General features: G+C 62.0%; 15 protein-coding genes. 7 read left to right on the forward strand and 8 right to left on the reverse strand.

Features of this window, described 5'->3' with window-relative positions:
• Positions 1–86 precede the first annotated feature (86 nt).
• Positions 87–548 (forward strand): hypothetical protein, encoded by a 462-nt coding sequence (locus tag OQE56_RS19065; RefSeq protein WP_267226522.1) that lies wholly within the window; start codon positions 87–89, stop codon positions 546–548.
• Positions 549–889: 341 nt separating this feature from the next.
• Here OQE56_RS19065 and OQE56_RS19070 read toward each other — a convergent pair whose 3' ends face one another.
• Complete coding sequence (locus tag OQE56_RS19070; RefSeq protein ID WP_267226524.1) at positions 890–2,245, reverse strand: amidohydrolase family protein; 1,356 nt, start codon at positions 2,243–2,245, stop codon at positions 890–892.
• 470 nt (positions 2,246–2,715) lie between these two features.
• Here OQE56_RS19070 and OQE56_RS19075 point away from each other — a divergent pair, with 470 nt between their 5' ends.
• Positions 2,716–2,871, forward strand: a complete 156-nt coding sequence (locus tag OQE56_RS19075; protein ID WP_267226525.1) for a hypothetical protein — start codon at positions 2,716–2,718, stop codon at positions 2,869–2,871.
• A gap of 169 nt (positions 2,872–3,040) precedes the next feature.
• On the opposite strand, the gene OQE56_RS19080 is transcribed toward OQE56_RS19075, so the two are convergent.
• Positions 3,041–3,982 (reverse strand): helix-turn-helix transcriptional regulator, encoded by a 942-nt coding sequence (locus OQE56_RS19080; RefSeq protein ID WP_267226526.1) that lies wholly within the window; start codon positions 3,980–3,982, stop codon positions 3,041–3,043.
• Between the two features lie 139 nt (positions 3,983–4,121).
• Between OQE56_RS19080 and OQE56_RS19085 the strand changes: the two genes are divergently transcribed.
• The gene (locus OQE56_RS19085; protein ID WP_267226527.1) at positions 4,122–4,637 is read left to right on the forward strand and encodes a hypothetical protein; all 516 of its coding nucleotides are present in this window, start codon (positions 4,122–4,124) and stop codon (positions 4,635–4,637) included.
• Positions 4,638–4,690: 53 nt separating this feature from the next.
• Here OQE56_RS19085 and OQE56_RS19090 read toward each other — a convergent pair whose 3' ends face one another.
• From OQE56_RS19090 to OQE56_RS19105, 4 genes are all read right to left on the reverse strand, one after another.
• Positions 4,691–6,400 (reverse strand): thiamine pyrophosphate-dependent enzyme, encoded by a 1,710-nt coding sequence (locus OQE56_RS19090; RefSeq protein ID WP_267226529.1) that lies wholly within the window; start codon positions 6,398–6,400, stop codon positions 4,691–4,693.
• Between the two features lie 222 nt (positions 6,401–6,622).
• Positions 6,623–6,955: a high-potential iron-sulfur protein gene (locus OQE56_RS19095; protein WP_267226531.1), complete on the reverse strand. Its 333-nt coding sequence runs from the start codon at positions 6,953–6,955 to the stop codon at positions 6,623–6,625.
• Between the two features lie 118 nt (positions 6,956–7,073).
• A complete protein-coding gene (locus tag OQE56_RS19100; protein ID WP_267226532.1) occupies positions 7,074–9,938 on the reverse strand; it encodes a serine/threonine-protein kinase in 2,865 nt (954 codons plus the stop codon).
• A gap of 67 nt (positions 9,939–10,005) precedes the next feature.
• Positions 10,006–10,551: an ECF-type sigma factor gene (locus OQE56_RS19105; protein WP_267226534.1), complete on the reverse strand. Its 546-nt coding sequence runs from the start codon at positions 10,549–10,551 to the stop codon at positions 10,006–10,008.
• 381 nt (positions 10,552–10,932) lie between these two features.
• Between OQE56_RS19105 and OQE56_RS19110 the strand changes: the two genes are divergently transcribed.
• The 3 genes from OQE56_RS19110 (at position 10,933) to OQE56_RS19120 (ending at position 13,607) form a co-directional block, all read left to right on the forward strand.
• A complete protein-coding gene (locus OQE56_RS19110) occupies positions 10,933–11,208 on the forward strand; it encodes a hypothetical protein (protein WP_267226536.1) in 276 nt (91 codons plus the stop codon).
• A gap of 198 nt (positions 11,209–11,406) precedes the next feature.
• Positions 11,407–11,868, forward strand: coding sequence for a conotoxin (locus OQE56_RS19115; RefSeq protein WP_267226538.1), 462 nt, complete (start codon positions 11,407–11,409; stop codon positions 11,866–11,868).
• Between the two features lie 257 nt (positions 11,869–12,125).
• Positions 12,126–13,607: a DUF2252 domain-containing protein gene (locus OQE56_RS19120; RefSeq protein WP_267226540.1), complete on the forward strand. Its 1,482-nt coding sequence runs from the start codon at positions 12,126–12,128 to the stop codon at positions 13,605–13,607.
• A gap of 648 nt (positions 13,608–14,255) precedes the next feature.
• On the opposite strand, the gene OQE56_RS19125 is transcribed toward OQE56_RS19120, so the two are convergent.
• Complete coding sequence (locus OQE56_RS19125) at positions 14,256–15,314, reverse strand: alpha/beta hydrolase family protein (RefSeq protein ID WP_267226541.1); 1,059 nt, start codon at positions 15,312–15,314, stop codon at positions 14,256–14,258.
• A gap of 107 nt (positions 15,315–15,421) precedes the next feature.
• On the opposite strand from OQE56_RS19125, the gene OQE56_RS19130 reads away from it, so the two are divergent.
• A complete protein-coding gene (locus OQE56_RS19130; protein ID WP_267226543.1) occupies positions 15,422–17,170 on the forward strand; it encodes an alkaline phosphatase in 1,749 nt (582 codons plus the stop codon).
• A 98-nt stretch (positions 17,171–17,268) separates the two neighbouring features.
• Here the strand turns inward: OQE56_RS19130 and OQE56_RS19135 are convergent, their stop codons facing one another.
• Entirely contained in the window at positions 17,269–18,582 is a 1,314-nt protein-coding gene (locus OQE56_RS19135; RefSeq protein ID WP_267226545.1) for an alpha/beta hydrolase family protein, read from the reverse strand.
• Positions 18,583–18,841 lie beyond the last annotated feature (259 nt).

Genomic DNA, 18,841 nt, shown 5'->3' on the forward strand with positions numbered 1-18,841 from the left:
CTATCTTGATGCGTCGGCGCGGGAACGTGTTGTCTCGAGAGTTGTGCTGCCACGCGCCCTGTCGTGATGCCGGGAGGAACGTAGCCGTGAGCAGCGATGCGCTTTTGCCGATCTCCGCTGAAGCACCGTCGAGCAAGCAACGCTTGTTCGCTCGTTACTTCATGGGAATCCTGATGGATCTGGTCGTGTTGAATCTTTTTGCGGAGTACTGGAGCAAAAAGGTATACATCGACACGTTCACCACCTCACTCCTTGCTGCCATCGTCCTTCAAATATTGCTCCGGGCGACGATCGCGGTTGAACACAAGGTGGGTTCCTACTTCAAAGGGAAAGGCGGCGGATTCAATAAATTCTTGCGAATTTTCTTCGCATGGCTCGTACTGTTCGGTTCCAAGTTTGTCATCCTGGAAGTGATCGCACGACTCTTTGGCGAAGACGTCCGGTTCTACGGCATCTATCACGGCATCGTTCCGCTCATCATCGTGATCGTGGTGATGCTGCTTGCGGAAGAGGGCATCGTGCGGATTTACCGGCGGCTCAGCGATTGAGTTGCCCATGGGACGGAGGCCAGGCGCCTCCGGTCCCTAGGGATGTTCTGATTAATTCCACGTGCCCGTCACCTCACGGTATGCGCGCAACGCACAGCGCCGTCGGCGAAGGCAGGCTGGCTGCCTGTCGAGACGGCGGGGCGAAGCGTTGCGCGCATACCGTGCGGCCCCAACGTATTGAATTTAAATGCTGGGGTGACGTCCAGAAGGCCCGCTGACAGTGTCGCGCGGCTTGAACAGACGGCCAGTCTGCCCTGCGCCACGCGACACTGCCGGCGGGCCTTCTGGACGTCATGCCGGGTACGTGGAATTAATCAGAGCATCCCTAAGTCAGAGTGGGTCTACGGTATCCAGGAGGCGCGCTGGTAACTGTCGCGCACGCTATCGGTAAGGTCTTTGAGCGCGCCGGTGTCCCACCATTGGCCATGCGCCATCACACCGACCGGTGTGCGAAGCGTGGAAAGCGTTTCGAGCGGATTCGCTGCCGAGAGAATCAGGTCGGCGCGATAGCCGGGAGCGATGATGCCGAAGGGATCGCCTCCTTTCGTCCGCGCAATGAACGTTCCCGGATTTCGGGTGGCAGCGGAAAGTGCCTGAAAGCGCGTCAGCCCGGATACCACCAGTTCGTCGAGATCGTCGTGCAACGAAAAGCCCGGAAGCATGCCCGGGATGGCCGGGGCATCGGTACCTGTCACCAGTTCGACGTGGGCGTCCGCCATGGCCTTGACGAGCGATCGCAGGAACGTGAGCTTCGCGTCCAGTTTCGCGGTCTTGCTGACGTAGTCGTTGCGTTGCCAGGCGAGGCGATCGTTGGGTGACAGATAGGCGCTCTCGGGTCTGGCGAGGAAAGCGGCCACCACATCAGGGCGCTGCATCTGGTGGTCGATCGCTGCATACGTGGCCAGGTCGGTCGTGACGGTCGCGTTGTACTTTTTGGCCAGCGCTACGGCGTCAGGTATGCGTTTGGTGTCGGGCGGCACATCCGATTCCTGCGCGCCGGCGGGCGTAAAGAACGTATAGAAGAACTCTTCGGAATGCGCGACCAGGACTTGACCGGCGGCGAGCTGGTTTTCAAGGCGAACCGCGGTTACGCCGTGGCCGACCAGCGGCATACCGAGGCGGTGCCCCTCATCCGCGAGCGCGGCGAAGACCTCCGGCGACAAGCCGACGTAGACCTTGATGAAGTCGTATCCGTTGGTCTTGGCCAACCCGACGATGGCGCGCGCCTCAGCGGGGGTTTTGATGACGAAACCGTTGTAGTCCGTCGAGCCATCGACCAGAAAGCTCGTATAGACATGGGGGCCAGGACGGGCACCCGTATTCGCCGCGGGCACCAAGCTGTCGACAAAGCCGGAATGGGCGCCACCCATCTGCAACACGGTCGTGACGCCGTTCGCGACGTAAACGGCCAGATCATTGCGTGTTTCCGAATGGGTGTGCATGTCGGCCAGGCCTGGCGACAGATACGCCGTTTGGTGGCCATCGATCGTCCGCGCGTTGGCGGGCACGGCAAGGTGCGGCCCCATCGCCACGATTTTGCCGCCCTCCACAATCACGGTTTGATCGTTCAGCACGCGCTCGCGATCCATCGGTACGACATTCACGTGCACGAATGCGGTTGTGGTGGGCGCGGATGCCTGAGCGGCGGCTGGCCACAGATTGACGCAGACCAGCAGGCCTAACACTAGAAGACGCACGTTGTTTCTCCGATGCGTTGTGAAAGAAGTCGACGATGGGCTGACGCCACATCATCCGCGTGCAACGCGCCACCAGCACGCTTGCACAACATGGAACCGACCAAACGAGTGTTTGTAGAGCGTCTGCCGTAGAAGGCGCGTACTGCATCCGCCATGAAACCCTTTTTCTCGCACGAACGGTATCGGATGCATCGCCATTTTTAGCGGGAATAAGTGATGCCTTCACTGGGCCATGAGTCATGGCAACCCTTTCATGGGCCGGTGCATCAGATGCCCTGGGAGTTGGGTATATCGATTGTCCGCAAGACCGAAGTCCGTTTGTCCGGACACCGTCCGCGGACAGTGCACGCGAAAAGGCGTCTCTTGCTGAAATGGCTTAGTGGCGCGGTTTTCCAAGCATATTCGCGGTTGGCACGGCGATTGCTCTATCTCCAGTGAAAGCAGAACCCACCCACTTAAGGAGAGCCATCATGAAATTCGAAAATATCATTCTGCATAGCCTGTTCGCCGCTTGCTTCCTGGTTTGCGTGCTGACCATCGGCGCCATGATCACGGCCAAGCCGTCGCCCGTTTCCAATGCCGTTGCCAGCCAGACCAGCGCTGCTACCGCCACCTTTGAAAGCTGATCGACCTGCATGGCGCCGCGAGAAGAGAGAACGAAGGTAGCTGATCACTTCACTACCTCCGCTCTCTCGATGCGGAGTGCAAGGGGCAGCGAACACTCCGGGGCAACGTGCTGCGAGAGTTCGTCTGCCAGTGAGCGGGATGGCTCGCCCACGTAGGGCATGAGGCCACTCAGGCCATCGTCAGGCGATTCGCCAGATGTTGCAGAGCCTCCCGCAAAAGCGAAGGGCTGTTTATCCGAAACCCGAACGGCAAGCGCGCCAGTTCGCGGGCCAGCCAATCCAGGTCGTCGACCTGACTGCGCATCAACACACCGCCTTCCACCGGTTCAAACACGCCGATGGCGCTGCCGAGGTTGTTCATGGCATTGGCCAGGTCCGTGCGCAGCTCCACTTCAGCGAGATAGGTGCGCGGCTGGGTGGCGAGGCTGGCGGTGAGGTGAGTGAGCGTGTCGAAACGTTCGGGACGCTCAAAGCCAATGGCAAGCGCTTGCGCGCCCGTGATGCGATCCAACCGGAACGAGCGTAGCTCCTGACGCAGGTGGCAGCGGCCCACGAGGTACCAATGACCCTCACGGTGCCCAAGACCGAAGGGGTCGACATCGCGTTCGGTGTGCTCGTCGTGTGGCGAGCGATAGTTCAGACGAACGCGATAGCGCGCGTGGGCAGCCTTGCTCAACTGCATGAGCAGGGCGCTGTCGACATTGGGGGCTATGCGGCCACGATCCAGGCTGACGGTTTCGGTGAGTGCACGCACCTGTTGTTGCAGTGGCTCGGGCAGCACGCGTTCCAGTTTGGCCTGGGCGCTGGCAGCCGCTGTGCTGGCTTCGGTCATGCCCAGTCGTTGGGCGGCCAGCAGTCCTACCGAGAGCGCCAGGGCTTCATCGTTAGTGAACATGATGGGTGGCAGTTTGAAGCCGGGCACCAGCATGTAGGCGCCGTGACGGCCACGTTCCGTGGTGATGGGGATGCCGATCTCTTCAAGAATGGCGATGTAGCGGCGCAGAGTGCGCGGGTGAATATCGAGGCGGCGGGCGAGCTCGCTGCCGCTGATGCGGCGATGGGCCTGCAGCAACTCCAGAACGGCCAATGCGCGGCTGGTGGGGTGGTACATGCGGAGGCCCTGGGGATGATTTAGGACACAAACTGTCCTAATGGCTGCCTAGCATGCGGGCGTACCGCGGGCACCACAAGTGAGCAGGGTCGTGTGTGCCGGCAGTCTCTTTCGTCTTTGCCAACTGAGGGAACGCGTTATGAAAACTATGGGTTACGTCTGCATCGCCTTGTTGGCCTGCGCCCTGGCCTCACCCGCGGCCGCCGCTGCAGGCGCCCCTCGTTGCGCCGATGCGGCGCACCGTCAGTTCGATTTCTTCGCCGGCGACTGGGAAGCCTTTGAGAAGGGCAAGCTGGTAGGGCACAACCGCGTGGAAATAGCGCACGACGGCTGCACCTTGATCGAGCACTGGAGCGGCGTGGAGGGCGGCACGGGCACCAGCCTCAACACCTACGACGCCAATCGCAAAGTCTGGAACGAAACCTGGGTGAGCAGTCACGGCATGTTGCTCACGATGGAAGGGAGCATGCAGGGCAAGCAGATGGTGATGATCGGCACGCACGTGGAAGATGATGGCCGCGTGGCGCTGCATCGCAATGTCTGGACGCCTATGCCGGATGGCGTGCATCAGGTATGGGACTACTCATACGACGGTGGCCAGACCTGGACCGTGAACTACGACGGCTACCTGCGCCCGGCCAAAGCGAAGCGCTGAGCCCTGAAGAGGGTTGGCGATGGCCAGCCCTCTTCCAAAGGACCGCGCGCGCATCAGAGGTTTTCGCGCACCAACTCCAGCACCTCGGCGCCGCGCCCGTGCAGGATGGCCCGCGTTGAATACAGCGCCATGCCCATCGCCGGTTTGAACTCGATGAAGGGTGGTTTCACCAGCTCCAGCGGGCTCACCGGCACGTTGAGCAACGCAGGGCCGGGCTGCGCAAGCCACTCCTGTACGGCAGCTTCGATGTCGGTGGCTTTGCTCACTGTCTTGCCCCACAGACCGATGGCTTCGGCCACTTTGCCAAAGTCAGGATTCTTGAGCCGGGTGAAGGTGTCGAGCATGCCTTCCGCTTTCTGTTCGATTTCAACGAAGCCAAGCTTGCGGTTATCGAAGACGGCAATCTTGATGGGCACGTTCTCCTGAATCACGGTCAATAGCTCGCCCAGCAGCATGCTCAGGCCGCCATCGCCGCACAGGGCGATGACTTGACGGTCGGGAGCTGCCTTCTTCAACCCCACCGCATTCGGCAGGGCTGTCGCCATGGTTCCGTGCAGAAAGCTGCCGAAAATACGGCGCTTTCCGTTGGCCGTGGTGTGCCTCACCGCCCATACGATCGGCGTTCCATCGTCACCGGAGAAAAGCGCATCGTCGTCGGCGTACCGGTCAATGACGGAGGTGAGATACGAGCCGGGAATGGTGTCGTCGTGTCCAGGCACCAGATGGCTTTTCCATGACGCCATCGCCTTTGCGAACCGATCCACATAGTCCTGTTGGAACGACGCATCGCTGCGTTGTTTCAGGCGCGGAAGTAAAGCTCGCAAGGTTGGTTTGGCGTCTCCCACCGCGCCAAACGTGACGTGATGGCGCCTGCCAATATGGGTGGGGTCGATATCGATCTGTACGATCTTGGCCTTGTCCGGATAGAACTGGCGCCACGCGAAGTCGGCACCGAGCAGCAGCAGGGTGTCGCAATCAAGAATCGCCCGGTAGCCTGCTTCGCTACCAAGGATGCCGGTCATGCCCACGTTGTACGGGTTGTCGTGCTCCAGAAAACTCTTTGCACGAGACGTGTGTGCGACCGGTGCCTTGAGCGTTTCAGCGGCGGCCTTGATCTCTTCCAGCGCGTCTTTGCAGCCGCTGCCCGCATAGATGGTGATCTTGTTGCCGGCGTTGAGGATGCCGGCGATGTGGTCGAGTTCCTCGTCGTTCGGCGTAACGACAGGCCGGCTGTGGTGAACCCGATAAGGGTAATCCTCATGCACCTCGCTATGCGAAACATCGACGGGCACGATCAACACGGCTACGCCGCGCTTTGCGAGCGCCGCCTGGCAGGCCATCACGGCCTTCTTTCGCGCCTGGTCAGGGGTCAGCACCATGTCGCAGAAGACGCTGCAATCTTTGTAGACCGACTTGAAATCGACCTCCTGTATCGATTCGAAGCCAAGGTCATTCATCATGATCTGGCTGGCGATGAGAATGACAGGGGCGCGATTGCGATTGGCCTCATACATCCCGTTGATGAAATGCAGGCTGCCCGGTCCGCAGCTACCGGCGCATGCGGTCAGGTGGCCGGTGAGTTGTGCTTCGGCAGCGGCGGCGAAGGCGCCGGCTTCTTCATGGCGAACATGGACCCAGCCGATGGAGCTGCGTTCCAGATGCTCCGCGAACAGATTGAGTGTGTCGCCCACAATGCCGTAACAACGTTGGACGCCGGCTTGTTCGAGAACTTCCACCAGGACTTCTGCGACTTTCTTGCTCATGACTCGCTCCGCGTTAAGACATAGGGGTAGGGTCCCGCCGCAAAGAGCGAGATTCGCGCGAGAGCAGCCATCTCCCAATAACGTGTTGTCGTACTTCCTGTGCCGCGTCTAGCGCTTACGCTGACGTCGTCCTGGTTGGTGTTGGGTGGGACACGCCATCATGGTCAGGTGCGATGGCGGTGCTTCATCGTCGACCAGGCCAAGGACGAAGGCCTTTCCTGCTCAGGTCTTCTTGGGCGCGTGAGATACGCACCATCCTTTGGCGTTGACTGCCTTCCCCGGGAACAATTGGCACGGGCCGTAACCGGTGGCGCCGCCGGAGTAGAACTGGCAGTTGGTACAGGTGTCGCCTGCTTTGTGTTTGGCATCGGCGGTCTTGCTGGCGTCTTCGACGTAGCCAAGTGCCTTGGCGGTGGGATCCGATTCGGCCAGGTGCGGCAGGTCGGCGGCGAAGGCGAAGCGGGGCAGGTTACCCATCACGGCAGCCGCGGCCACGGTGGTGCTGACCGTTTTCAGAAAACGGCGGCGGGACTGGGTTTCACGTTCTTTCGACATGGTGGTCAACTCCGTCGATGCGCCATCGGGGCCGCCATGGTGCCCCCGCCGCATTTACGGTCGTGTGAAGAAGCTCAGCAGCGGCGGCCGTGACGAAGGGTGCTGCGCCCGAGCCGCTTCAGCGGGGCGGCTGAGGATGGGGTTGTCGGCGAATCGCCATCGCCCCCGCCGGTTCGTGACGTTCGGTTCCAGCGCTCGCAAGCAGGTGCGTCGCTGCATCGCGATCGGCATTTGGGCCAGGCTTCACATCGCTGAGCAAAGCTCTGGCCTCGGTGTGGAGCCGCGTCGCCGCATCGACATCGCCGAGCGACGCATCGATGCGCGCGAGATCCGCTTTGGCGTAGGCCATGAGTGCGCTCGGCGCGGGTGTGATGGTGCTGAGGGTCGAAAGCACGGCCTCGAGTTGAGACTTCGCCTCGACGTTTCGGCCAAGCGACAGCCACAGGTCGCCGAGCAAAAGGCGTGCTCTGATCGCCTTGTCGGTGCGCTGATCATCCAGCGCGGTGTACATGGCCACGGCTTCTTCGCATAGATCGGCCGCGCGGTGGTGGTCGCCGCTGGCTGCCATGAGCTCTGCGTCGATCATGAGAGCGAATGCCGTATCAGGATGAGCATCACGATAGCGCCGCCGTTCCTCCGCCACCGCGGCGTTGACGAGTGGTGCTGATTCGTCAAGGCGCCCGCGGGCAATCAGAATCTCGGCCAGGCGGGCTTTGTCGTATCCAAGGTTATTGTCGCCATAGTCAGCGCCGAGCAGGCGCTGCTTGCGGGCGATGGCATCGCGGTAGCCGGCCTCGGCACCGACATAATCGCCCTGCGCGAAACGGAGCCTGGCCAGATTGCCGATGCTTACCGCCTGGGTAAGATCCGCCGCGGGCGCCACGGCCAGGTCGATCGCCATGGATTGGTCATACAACGCTTCGGCCTCGTTGAACCTGTCTTCAAAAGCGAGCACGTTGGCCAGGTCGTTGAGATGCCAGGCGGTATGGGCGTTGGGTCGTCCGTAAACGCTGGTATCCATACTGACCGCATCGCGCAGCAACTGCTCGCTTTCGCTATACCGGCCTGACTGCATCAGCGCCTGGGCCAGAAGATCCATGGTGTCGGCCACGTCACCGTGCCGCGCGCCCAGATGGCTGCGTTTGCGCGCGAGCGCTTCGCGCAACAGCGGGACGGCGGGCTCAGGATGGCCGGCATCCATCAAGAGCCAGCCGAAATTCAACACCGCTTCCGTCAATGCGTCACTGTCGTCTGGCAGTACGCGGCGTGCAAGCGTGAGCGCTTGCTGGCCGATCTCAATCGCCTTGGCGGAGTCACCGCTGCGCTCATCAAGGCCAGCTATCCACGCCAATGCCTGCACTTCTTCCGGAGAATGAGGGTTTGGCCCTGACTGGAACGCACTGACCGCACTCTGCAGGCCAGCAGTCGCTTCGTGGACGCGACCCAGTTCATCAAGCTCTTTGGCGAGCAGATACTGGACATGCAAGGTGCGCCGGTCGCCCGCGCCAAACTGTGTCTTCGCCAGTGCAGCCGCTTCTTCGAGGGGACGCAGTGCGCGATCGGGGTGGCCGCTGCGACGCTCGAGGTCTCCGATCAGCGCGATGATCTCAACGCGAAGCGCCGGTTGCATGGCGAAATCCCGGTCGGCACGCTCGCGACCGACGGCAAGCAGCTGTTCGATGGTTTCGGTGCCTTTGGTTTCCGGTGATGCGCTGTCGAACAGACCTTCGAGGAAGATCTTGAGCGCATCGGCGCGTCGTGCCTCGCCTTTGGCAGACATCGCCTGCATGTGGGCGTCCTGGGCGGCGCGACGTGCAAGATGCGCTTCGTGCAGGCCGGCGATGGTGGCGCCGCTCAACATGAGCGCTGCAACGGCAGCGGTTGAAACGGCAAACGTGTGTCGCCTGGCGAACGTAAAGACGCGGTAGGCCAGCGTGTCCGCCCGGACCTGCAACGGCTTGCCGTCAAGGAAACGTTGAACGTCCGCACTCAGCGCCGAAACGCTCGCGTAGCGGCGGTTAGGATGCTGCCGCGTTGCCTCCTGCACGATGGCGTGAAGGTCAATGCCGAGCCTCTTGCGCAGCACGTGACTATCAAGCGAAGACGTTGGCTCGGCGTCGTTTTGGCTGTCGCGTCGCGGCTTCTGACCGCAAATAAGCTCGGTCAGAAGCACGCCAAGCGCGTACACGTCGATGGCGGTGGTCGCAGTATCGCCGGAAAATTGTTCAGGCGCCGCGTACAAACGGGTAAGGCGCCGCGCCTCGGTGCGCGTGCGCTCGCCATCGCCGGTCAGCAATTTGGCAATACCAAAATCGACGAGTTTGACGCAGCCATCCGCCCCGACCAGTACGTTGCTTGGTTTCAGGTCGCGATGAACGATCAGGCTGCGATGGGCGTGTTCCACGGCAGCGCATACGTCGATGAACAACGCGAGCCGCTCGCGCATGCCAAGGCCACGTTGCTCGCAATGCCTGACGATATCGTCGCCCGCCACAAACTCCAGCGCGAGAAACGGCGTGCCCGTCGGCGAAAAACCAGCGTCGAGCAACTGGGCGATATGCGGATGCTGCAGCCGCGCGAGAATGCGTTGTTCGCGCAGAAAGCGGCCGCGTTCCTCGGCATCGTGAACGTCGATGCGCAATAGCTTGAGGGCCACGGTTTGCGGGCCGCCGGGTAGCTCGCGCTCGGCTTCGAAGACGCTGGCCATGCCGCCCGACCCAACGAAGCGAAGCACGCGATAACCCGCGATGGACGGCAGCCCTTCAGGCACATCATCGGCAAGCCCCGGAAGCCATTGCGCCATGCCGCGTTCGAGTGCCTCGTTGCCGGCCGCATGATCCAGCGCCTGCGCTACCAGCGCGCGTAGCGTGGCGTCACCGCAGTGCTTGTGCAGCCAGTCGGTTCGTTCGGCGGCAGGCACGTCGAACAGCTGGTCGATCAGCGGTTCGATCTCAGGCCATCGTTGGGCAAACTCGGCGATCATGGGCAGCGCTTTTCCCCAGTCCGATATACCTCTATAGCGTATTCACGTGGCAATTCCCGACAGGGAGTCACGCGGCTGGCATCAGACAAGCCGCGAGAAAGGTACGTGCCTTGAGCCAGTCGCGCTCGACCGTGCGCGCGTTGACGCCCAAGGCCGCCGCAATGTCCGGGCTCGAAAGGTCGGCAAATAACCGCAGCTCCGCGACGTGCGCCAGGCGCGAGTCAACGGCGGCCAGCCGCGTGAGGGCCTCGTCGATGGCCAGCACGTCGATGATGTCCGAGGCGTCTTCCGGTGCCGTCACGTCGGGGGCCTGTCGCTTCTGCGCTTTCTTGCGACGAGCGTGGTCGATCAGGATGTGGCGCATCACCTGGCTCATATAGGCATACAGGTGTGCGCGGTCGGTAAACGTCGCGCCGCCCTGGGTCACCAGTTTGAGATAGGCCTCATGGACCAGCGCAGTGGTTTCAATCGTGTGTGCTGCTTCATGGGCGCGCTGGCGCCGTGCCAACTGGCGAAGCGCGGCATAAATCTTGGGGATCAGCGTATCCAGTGCGGTGGGGTCACCGTTGGCAGCGCGCACCAGGGCTTCAGTGACCTGAGGCTCACTGTTCATGCAGGTCGGTTACGTGGTGATTGCGACGCGCCCATGCGTTGCAAAAAAACGCCGACACCGTCCGGGCGGACAGCAAGCCTGCCGAAAGCCATCGCCTGTCGCCTCCCCTTGAGGGTCGAAGTCATGCCGAATCATGGCGCTGTGTCATGACAGCTCACAAGTGCGGCGAGCGAAGTTGCGCCCGTTCAGTCTCGTGTCGCAAGAACGGGGCGACTGTCTTTCAGTGAGCTGACGTTTGCGAACGACACGCTGAACGTTGATGCCTCAGATGCGAAGAGTCCCCGTTCTATTCATCGCAAGTATCACCCGCTGTGCCATGGTTTATCCCGCCGCCGTCATCGCTGACGCATCGGCATTTCATTCACGAGCAGGAGTCGGGTCATGCGCTATCTCATCCCTCTGGCATTGGTTGCTTCGTTATTTGCCATGCCGCTTATGGCGGCCCCGCAGGCGCATGGTGGCGGCGGTGGCGGTGGTCATGCAGCGTCCATGTCTGCACACGCGCCCATGAACCATGACATGCATGGCGATGCTGTATCGGCCCAGGCCAAGTCCGCCAAGGCGGCCGATGAAAAAGTGGGTCCGCAGGTGCGTACCGTCGCGCATGACAAATCGAACGGTAAGGGTCTTACCAAGACCCACGGCAAGGGCCACTAAGAAGGTCCTTCCGTTATTGGCGTTGACCAAGGTATCCATCGCAGGCGCATCCATGGTCACCGGCGCGAATGGCACCCCGTTCGCGTTGGTGACCGGAATCATTCCCCAACTGCGCACTTAACGGCACGTAGAACCGAGCCATCCATTTGCAAGCAACGCTGCTAATAATGCGTCCACTTTCACAACCGAGGGGGACGCATGAAATTGCTTTGCAAGCGCATGATTTTGACTGCTGGTCTGGCTGTGTTGTTGCCGCTGTCGGCGCACGCGGATTTGCCGGGCCGGCACCCTGCTTACCTGCATGCGCTTTCCGACCTGCGCGCAGCGCGCTGGATGCTTGAGCATCGTCCGGGCGATGCTGCCGTGAGTAGCCAGGAAGACATCGCCATCTCTGAGATCGATCACGCGATCGGCGAGATCAAGCGTGCCGCCTACGACGACGGCAAGGATCTCAACGATCACCCGCAGGTCGATGTGTCGATGGATCAGCCGGGCCGCCTCCATCAGGCGGAGAAGCTGCTGGCGAAGGTGCACCACGATATCGACCGCGAAGAGGATGATCCGGAAACGCGCGAACTGAAGCACCGCGCCATCGCTCACGTGGACAACGCATCCGCCGCGGTGGAGCGGGCTATCGACGACGTGCACAACTACCGCTGATCATTCCGCCATTTCGCAAGACAGCCACGAGAATGCCGCCCGTCGATGGGCGGCATTTTCATTTGGAAGGGTGCGTCCGGATCGCAACAGGGACGCCGGGGCAGTGCCCCCCAGCCGCCAAGGACCCGGAGGTCAGGTGTTCCCACGGGCGTTTTAAGTAAATTTGCGGTTCACCTTTGCCGGCGACAGGCGTCAAATGAAGTACTGGCGACAGGCTTCATGGCGACGTCAATGCCTTCCATTGCGAGGTGGAACCGATGTCTAAAACGACGGCTGAGCAGCAGCTTCCGAAGGTGGTCAAACCGCGTCGAACCAAGGGCGCGGCACAAGCCAAACCCCATTTCCTGACGCCCGCGCGCGGCGGTGGTCACCTGTCGCAGGAGACGTTGCTTGAGCGGCCAGCAGAGCGGCAGGCCAGGGCCAAGGCCTTGCGCGAAGCCTGTCCACGCAAGTCGCTGGGCGGCTGGCGCGCGCCGAACGATCGGCCGGATCCGATAGATATTCTTATTGAGTCCTCGAAGGGGCGTGTGGAATCGTTGGTGCCGATTCGCAACGCCCGCATGATGGCCTCGCCCTTTGCGTTCTATCGTGGTGCCGCCGCGATCATGGCAAGTGATCTTGCCAGCACCGCCCGCACCAATGTTCTTCTGCAGATTTGTGGCGATTGCCATCTGGTGAACTTTGGCGGTTTTGCCACGCCGGAGCGCAAGCTTGTCTTCGATATCAATGATTTTGACGAAACCACCGTCGGCCCATGGGAATGGGATGTAAAGCGCTTATGCGCGAGCCTGGTGGTGGCCGCGCGAGCCAATGGTTTTAATGCGGGCGAGGCCAAAGACATCGCCTGGGAAGCAGCCTCGGCCTATCAGTCGTACACGGCCTCCTTCGCCGAGATGCCGCTGCTCGAGGCCTGGTATGACCAGATCGATCTGGAGGATGTGATCGATCACATTCAGGACGAGCAGGTGAAGAAGCTCGCCATCAAGAATGTGAAAAAGGCCATGCAACACACGGTGCATACCAAGGAGTTCATCAAATTTACCGTGGCGGGCGGCTCGCCGCCGCGCATCCAGGACGAGCCGCCGCTGATCTATCACGACGCAGCACTGCAAGACACGTTGGGTCCCGATGAACGTACGCGTGCATTTGAACTCTACCGGGAGTCGCTGTCGCCCGAGCGGCGCGTGCTGCTTGATCGTTTTGAAATCGTAGATGCCGCCGTCAAGGTGGTTGGCGTGGGCAGCGTGGGTACTTACTGCGGCATTCTGCTGATGGTGTCGGGCAACGGCGACCCATTATTCCTGCAGTTCAAGGAGGCGCGCGCATCGGTGATTGATCAGTTCATCGGCAAGAATCCGTACAAACACCAGGGCCAGCGTGTCGTGATTGGGCAGCGCCTGATGCAGTCGGCGAGCGACATGTTTCTTGGGTGGACCGAAGCGCCGCTCCGCCACTTCTACCTGCGGCAATTGCGCGATGCCAAGATTTCGCCTCAGATTGAGGTGATGAGCGCGACTGTTCTGCGTCGGTACGGCAGGCTGTGTGCACACGCATTGGCGCGCGCGCATGCCCGCTCGGGTGACGCGGTGTTGCTAACGGCCTATCTCGGCAAGGGTGATGCGTTTGCCGATGCCATCGCGTCGTTCTCGGTGGCCTATGCGGATCAGAACGAGCGCGATCACGAGGCGATGGTGAAGGCGGCGAAGGCGGGGCGCATCAATGTGGCGTCGTTGACGTAGCGTTGCGTGGCGTTGGATTTTTCTGACGCACGTCAGCATGCGTGCCGCTTTTAGTTCCCTCTCCCCTCCGGGGAGAGGGCTGGGGTGAGGGGCGGGTGCTCGCGACTAGGCTGGGTTACCCCTCGACGTCATCCCTGTGAAGGCAGGAAGCGCTTTACAACAGCCGAAGGCTGGTCATCCAGTGACCTTCGCTTTTGGGTTGGCGTTCCCGCCAGGTTGCCGCCTACGCGGCGGGCGTTTCGACCTCCTGCCGGAGGCCGAGTCACTTTTCTTTTGCTGGCCCAAAAGAAAAGTAACCCAAAGAAAATGGCCTTAAGAGCTGGCAGCATTGCGCAGGGATAAGCCCGAACGCTCGAGGCGCGTTGTCACTTGGCAACCTTCGCCGCTACACAGCGGGTACTTCAGAGCGCTTCGCAACGCGCCATCGCGGAGAGGGCTTAAAGCGGAACGTCGCTTCGCTTCCTCTCAGTTCGCGCTGCGAATTTGGCGAGGGCACCCCACTTCTCCCTCTCCCCTTCGGGGAGAGGGCTGGGGTGAGGGGTCAATCTGGCCCCATCATTCATTGAGCCAAGCTTCTTTTGATCTCCAGGAAGATGCCTTGTGACGAAATAACAAGCTCGAGCATCTACTGCGTTGCGTGAGTGACTCTTAATGCGGTGGCGTACCTGCATCACCAGCCGGCAACGCCAACAGACGTTCCGCCAACGCCACACTGCGTGGCGCAGCAAGACCGCCATAGCGCGTATCGATCGCCTGCAGCAATCGAAGTGCGTCATCGGTCTTCCCGCCGTTCAATAGCGCTTCCGCCTTGTCCAGCTGCGCGGCAAGGTCGTGTTCGATGCGAGCGCGGCACGCCGCCAATGCAGCGGCGTCATCATTGCGATGCTTGTCCAGCGAGATCAACGCACGATCCAGCGATGACGCATCGGCCAACTGGTGGCCTGTCCATGCCATGGACAGGGTGTCGATATCGGTGACGCATGCATCACGCAGTGACTGGCGGCTTTGTCTGTCGGCGTCTTGACGAGGTGTGTCCCGCTCGCCAGTGACAAAGACCAGGCGTGTTCCTTCCTGAAAGCGTGCCATCAGCGGTTCTGGCGGCAACGGAATGGTGTCGCCCACGGTGTCACTGCCTGCATTGAGGAGTACGCCGCGAAACAGATCGGGGTAGCCGATCGCCAGGCGTAACGCGACGCGCGAACCACCCGAAAAGCCGCCGATGTAGATGCGCTGTGGATCGACCCGATAGCGCGCCATCACATTGATGGCGGCCAGCAAGGCGAGCGGCTCCCTTCGGTCGAGCGGGTTGGCGTCGTTGCCGGCGTTGGCTGCAGTGACCAGGATGACGCCGTGGCGGTCCAGCGTGGCTGTCCATGCCGGCGGTACTTTGGCCTTGTGCCATGGCGGTACGAATACCAGCACGGCGTAGCCAGCGGGCGGTGGCTGGGCCGGTACATAAAGTGCAAACCGCTCTTGCGCGAGGTCGATGGCTTGTTCCCGAAGGCCGGCGCCGGACGCTTGTTGCCGCAGCCGTCGGGCGTTGAGCGGACTGACCAGCCGCCGGAGCAGTTCGGCGCTGCCGGAGAGGTCGGCATAGCGGGAGAACACTACGTTGTCCTGCAGGCCCGTCGGCGCGCTGGTGGTGTCATCCGCCATCGCCACCCACGAGAGTAAGCCGAGAAACGGCAGCAAAACTCGCCAGTTCATGGACGCAGGCTAGCACCGGCCTGCGTCCGGCGAGTGTCACAGCAATTTCTTGCGGCGCCGGTATGATCCGCGGCTCGTTTGCGCGCTTTCATCGAAAGGGGTTGCTGATGTTCGACTGGTCGCCGCGGGCACGCCGTGCCGCGCTGTTTGTTTCGTTCTCACTGCTGAGTGCCTGTTCCAGCCAGGCGGTACAGCCACCTTCTGCCACGTCTTCCATTGACGTGCCGGGCATCCAGCGGCCGGATGGCGAGACGCCGCAATGGTGGTTCCGCAGTGGCGCGGCCGCTGCGTCGCAGCTGGCGGCGCAGTCGGGCAGCCATGGTCAGCGGGCCAAGAACGTTATTGTATTTCTGGGTGATGGCATGAGCCTCACCACCATCGCGGCCGCGCATGTGCGTGCGGGGCAGCTCAAGGGAGTGGATGGCGAGAGCTATCGCCTGAGCTTCGAGCGGTTTCCCTTCAGCGCGTTGAGCCGCACTTACGAGACCGATCAGCAGACCCCCGACTCTGCCGGCACCATGACCGCCATCATGAGCGGCGTGAAGACGCGTGGCGGTTTCATCGGCGTGTCGCAGGTGCCGCGCCGTCAGGACTGTGCGGCCTCGCACGGCCAGGAGCTCGTGAGCACGCTGGAGCTCGCTGCCGCCGCGGGCATGAGCACCGGCGCCATCACTACCACGCGCATCACGCATGCCACGCCGGCGGCCACGTACGGCCACCTGCCCGAGCGCAACTGGGAAGTCGATGCCGACATGCCAGCCGAGGCCAAGGCGCAGGGTTGCAAGGATTTCGCCGCGCAGCTGGTGGACTTTCCAGCCGCGACCGGACTCACCGTCGCCATGGGTGGTGGCCGCACCGAGTTCATGCTCGCCGGCGAAGACGATCCGGTGGAACAGGGCAAGGTGGGGCAGCGTCTGGACGGGCGCGACCTGATCGGCGAATGGAAGCGCAAACATCCGCAGGGTGCGTATGTGTGGAGCGGCCAGCAGTTGAAGTCGCTGGATCTCTCGCACACGCCCCAACTGCTCGGCCTGTTCAACGCGTCGCATCTCAATTATGAGCATGAGCGCGTCACCGACAAGCTGGACGAACCCAGCCTCGCCGACATGACCACCAGCGCCATCGATGTGCTCAGGCAGAATCCGAACGGTTTCTTCCTGATGGTAGAGGGCGGCCGTATCGATCACGCCCTGCATGCCGGCAATGCTTACCGCGCGCTGGATGAAACGATCGCGTTTGCGGATGCCGTGCAGGCCGCGCTACAGCACACCGATCCACGCGACACGCTGATCGTGGTCACCGCGGATCACAGCCACACGATGACGTTTGCGGGCTATCCCAAGCGCGGCAACGACATTCTGGGGCTGGTGCAGGGCCACACCGACAGCTACGACGATGAAGGTGGCGCGGGCATCGCGCGCGATGCCGCCGGCAAGCCGTACACCACCCTGGGTTTCGCCAATGGCCCCGGCTATACCGGCGCAAGCGACACGCAGCCGGAGGGCAGCAAGCAGTTTCCCCATGTGGCGCACGATTATTCGCATGTCACCAAGGGGCGCCCGGATCTGAGCAAGGCCCGGACCAACGCCCCGGATTACATGCAGGAGTCGATTCTGCCGATGAAAGCGGAAACGCATGGCGGTGAGGACGTGGCGATCTTTGCCAATGGTCCGGGTGCGGCAGCGTTCCATGGCGAAATGGAGCAGAACACCATCTTCCATGTGATCGTGCAGCACACACCGCGCATCCGCGATGAACTGTGCAAGCTTGGCAGCTGCAATGCCGATGGCGTACCGGTGGACCGGCCCACGTATCAGGCGTGGTTGCAGAAGGCGTCGGCGCCAGCGGTGCGGTGATACGCGCGAGCGTCATCTGACGCTGGAAGTGAAGTTCTGCGTGATCGGTATCGCGCGCCGGAGGCTCTGGCAAGAGCCTCCGGTGCACCGTCGCGGCGTCAGGGCATTTTTGCTACATCGCCATGCTTGGGAAACTGCATCTTGCTCGCGCCATAGGGAGCGTGCAGCGTGCCCTTTGCATAGTCGATGGTCATGCGCATGTAGCCTTCGGCGTAGCGCGTGGATACGCGTGTGCCGTCGGGCGCCAGTTCGAACTCCGTCATGCCGTGCTCGGCACCGGGAAACAGCGCGGTGGTGACTGGCAGGCCCTGGGCTTGCAGCGTACCGAGGCGGCGCAGCGTTTCAGCGCTGGGTGCGTCGATATCCATGCCGCCCAGCATCCACAGCTGCGGTGTGTGCAGCTTTTCCAGCACGGCCATGGCGTCGTAATGCCATGGGGTGGCGGAGAACATCTGGGTCTTCTCGCGAATCTCGTCGTCGCTCATGGGCAGGGCGAGGTAGGTGAAGTCACCGCGCACATCCTTGTACCAGGGTTCATTGCGATACCTGGCGCGCGCGGCATCGAACTGTTCCACACCCTGAGTGAAGTTGCTGGAGACCATCAGGCCGAGTGAGTCGGACAGCTCCCACGCCTTGTCGATCACCGACTGGTCATAACCCTTGAGCTTGAGCCCGAAGGCGACCGCTTCGCGATCCTCTTCCAGCGGCGAAATGGCGAGGCCGTAGCCCACCATCACGAAATCCACCTTGGTGCGCGAAGCGGCCAGCGGGGCCACCCAGCCACCCTGGCTGCCGCCACGGAAACCGACGCGGCCGGCACGTTCGCCCGCGAGCCTGCGTGCTTCGGTCACCGCCGCCACGGCATCGTTGGCGAGCACGCTGTAATCCTGCGTGTACTTGCCATCGGAGTCGCCGGTGCCGCGCTTGTCGTACACAAACGCGCCCACGCCTTCTGCCGGCAGCTCGCGCTGCATGGCATCCCAGATGCGCGCCGAATCGGTTTCGGAGCCGTGCACGAGCACCACGACCGGCACCTTGGCCTTGCCGGCAGGAAGAATCAGCCGCCCCACCAGGCGCGTGCCGCCTTCGCCCTTGAACACGGTGTCGTGTACGTCGAACGCGATGCGCTGACCGTCCATGCCGCCAAAGCGGATGCCGCCCCTGGCGCAATCGGTGAAGGTCACATCCTTGTGATCGGGACGATCGGTCCAGCCAGATGTGCTGGTCCACACGTCGCCGTCTCCGTGCTTGAGTTTGCCAGTGCTGCCGTCGATGCGGCGCCAGCGCAACCCATCGGGTTGGGTGGGTGCGACGTCGACGGTGCTGCCGTCAGACAGGCGATACGCACCGACGTGGCAGTCGATCGCGGGTTGCGCGCTGCTGAGCAGGCTGGCGAGCAAAATAGAGAGCATGAACGTTCCCCGACGTTCGTGAAGTGGAGGTCACGCTATCACTGGGGCCTGATCAAGCCATTGGCCGCAAGTCACAGGGTGTCGTCAGTCATGGGGGCACGCAAGCTCGTCATTCTCGCTTTCGTGCTTTTGCTTACACATGGCTTGCGTATGCTGTTGTTTCAAACGGCGTGCCTCGCCCATGTCAAGGAAACGACATGCAACGGCGTCACCATGGCTGGATGGCTACGCCGGAATGGCGTTTCGCGATGGATCACGA

This window comes from Dyella silvae (assembly GCF_026421305.1).
In the GTDB taxonomy this organism is placed as follows: Bacteria; Pseudomonadota; Gammaproteobacteria; order Xanthomonadales; family Rhodanobacteraceae; genus Dyella; species Dyella silvae.

Excerpts from the sequence above, each read along its gene's own strand:
- OQE56_RS19135 (WP_267226545.1), bottom strand. The coding sequence starts at position 18,582 with ATGCTCTCTATTTTGCTCGCCAGCCTGCTCAGCAGCGCGCAACCCGCG.
- OQE56_RS19100 (WP_267226532.1), bottom strand. The coding sequence starts at position 9,938 with ATGATCGCCGAGTTTGCCCAACGATGGCCTGAGATCGAACCGCTGATC.
- OQE56_RS19130 (WP_267226543.1), top strand. The coding sequence starts at position 15,422 with ATGTTCGACTGGTCGCCGCGGGCACGCCGTGCCGCGCTGTTTGTTTCG.
- OQE56_RS19110 (WP_267226536.1), top strand. The coding sequence starts at position 10,933 with ATGCGCTATCTCATCCCTCTGGCATTGGTTGCTTCGTTATTTGCCATG.
- OQE56_RS19125 (WP_267226541.1), bottom strand. The coding sequence starts at position 15,314 with ATGAACTGGCGAGTTTTGCTGCCGTTTCTCGGCTTACTCTCGTGGGTG.
- OQE56_RS19095 (WP_267226531.1), bottom strand. The coding sequence starts at position 6,955 with ATGTCGAAAGAACGTGAAACCCAGTCCCGCCGCCGTTTTCTGAAAACG.
- OQE56_RS19120 (WP_267226540.1), top strand. The coding sequence starts at position 12,126 with ATGTCTAAAACGACGGCTGAGCAGCAGCTTCCGAAGGTGGTCAAACCG.
- OQE56_RS19115 (WP_267226538.1), top strand. The coding sequence starts at position 11,407 with ATGAAATTGCTTTGCAAGCGCATGATTTTGACTGCTGGTCTGGCTGTG.
- OQE56_RS19085 (WP_267226527.1), top strand. The coding sequence starts at position 4,122 with ATGAAAACTATGGGTTACGTCTGCATCGCCTTGTTGGCCTGCGCCCTG.
- OQE56_RS19090 (WP_267226529.1), bottom strand. The coding sequence starts at position 6,400 with ATGAGCAAGAAAGTCGCAGAAGTCCTGGTGGAAGTTCTCGAACAAGCC.
- OQE56_RS19080 (WP_267226526.1), bottom strand. The coding sequence starts at position 3,982 with ATGTACCACCCCACCAGCCGCGCATTGGCCGTTCTGGAGTTGCTGCAG.
- OQE56_RS19105 (WP_267226534.1), bottom strand. The coding sequence starts at position 10,551 with ATGAACAGTGAGCCTCAGGTCACTGAAGCCCTGGTGCGCGCTGCCAAC.
- OQE56_RS19075 (WP_267226525.1), top strand. The coding sequence starts at position 2,716 with ATGAAATTCGAAAATATCATTCTGCATAGCCTGTTCGCCGCTTGCTTC.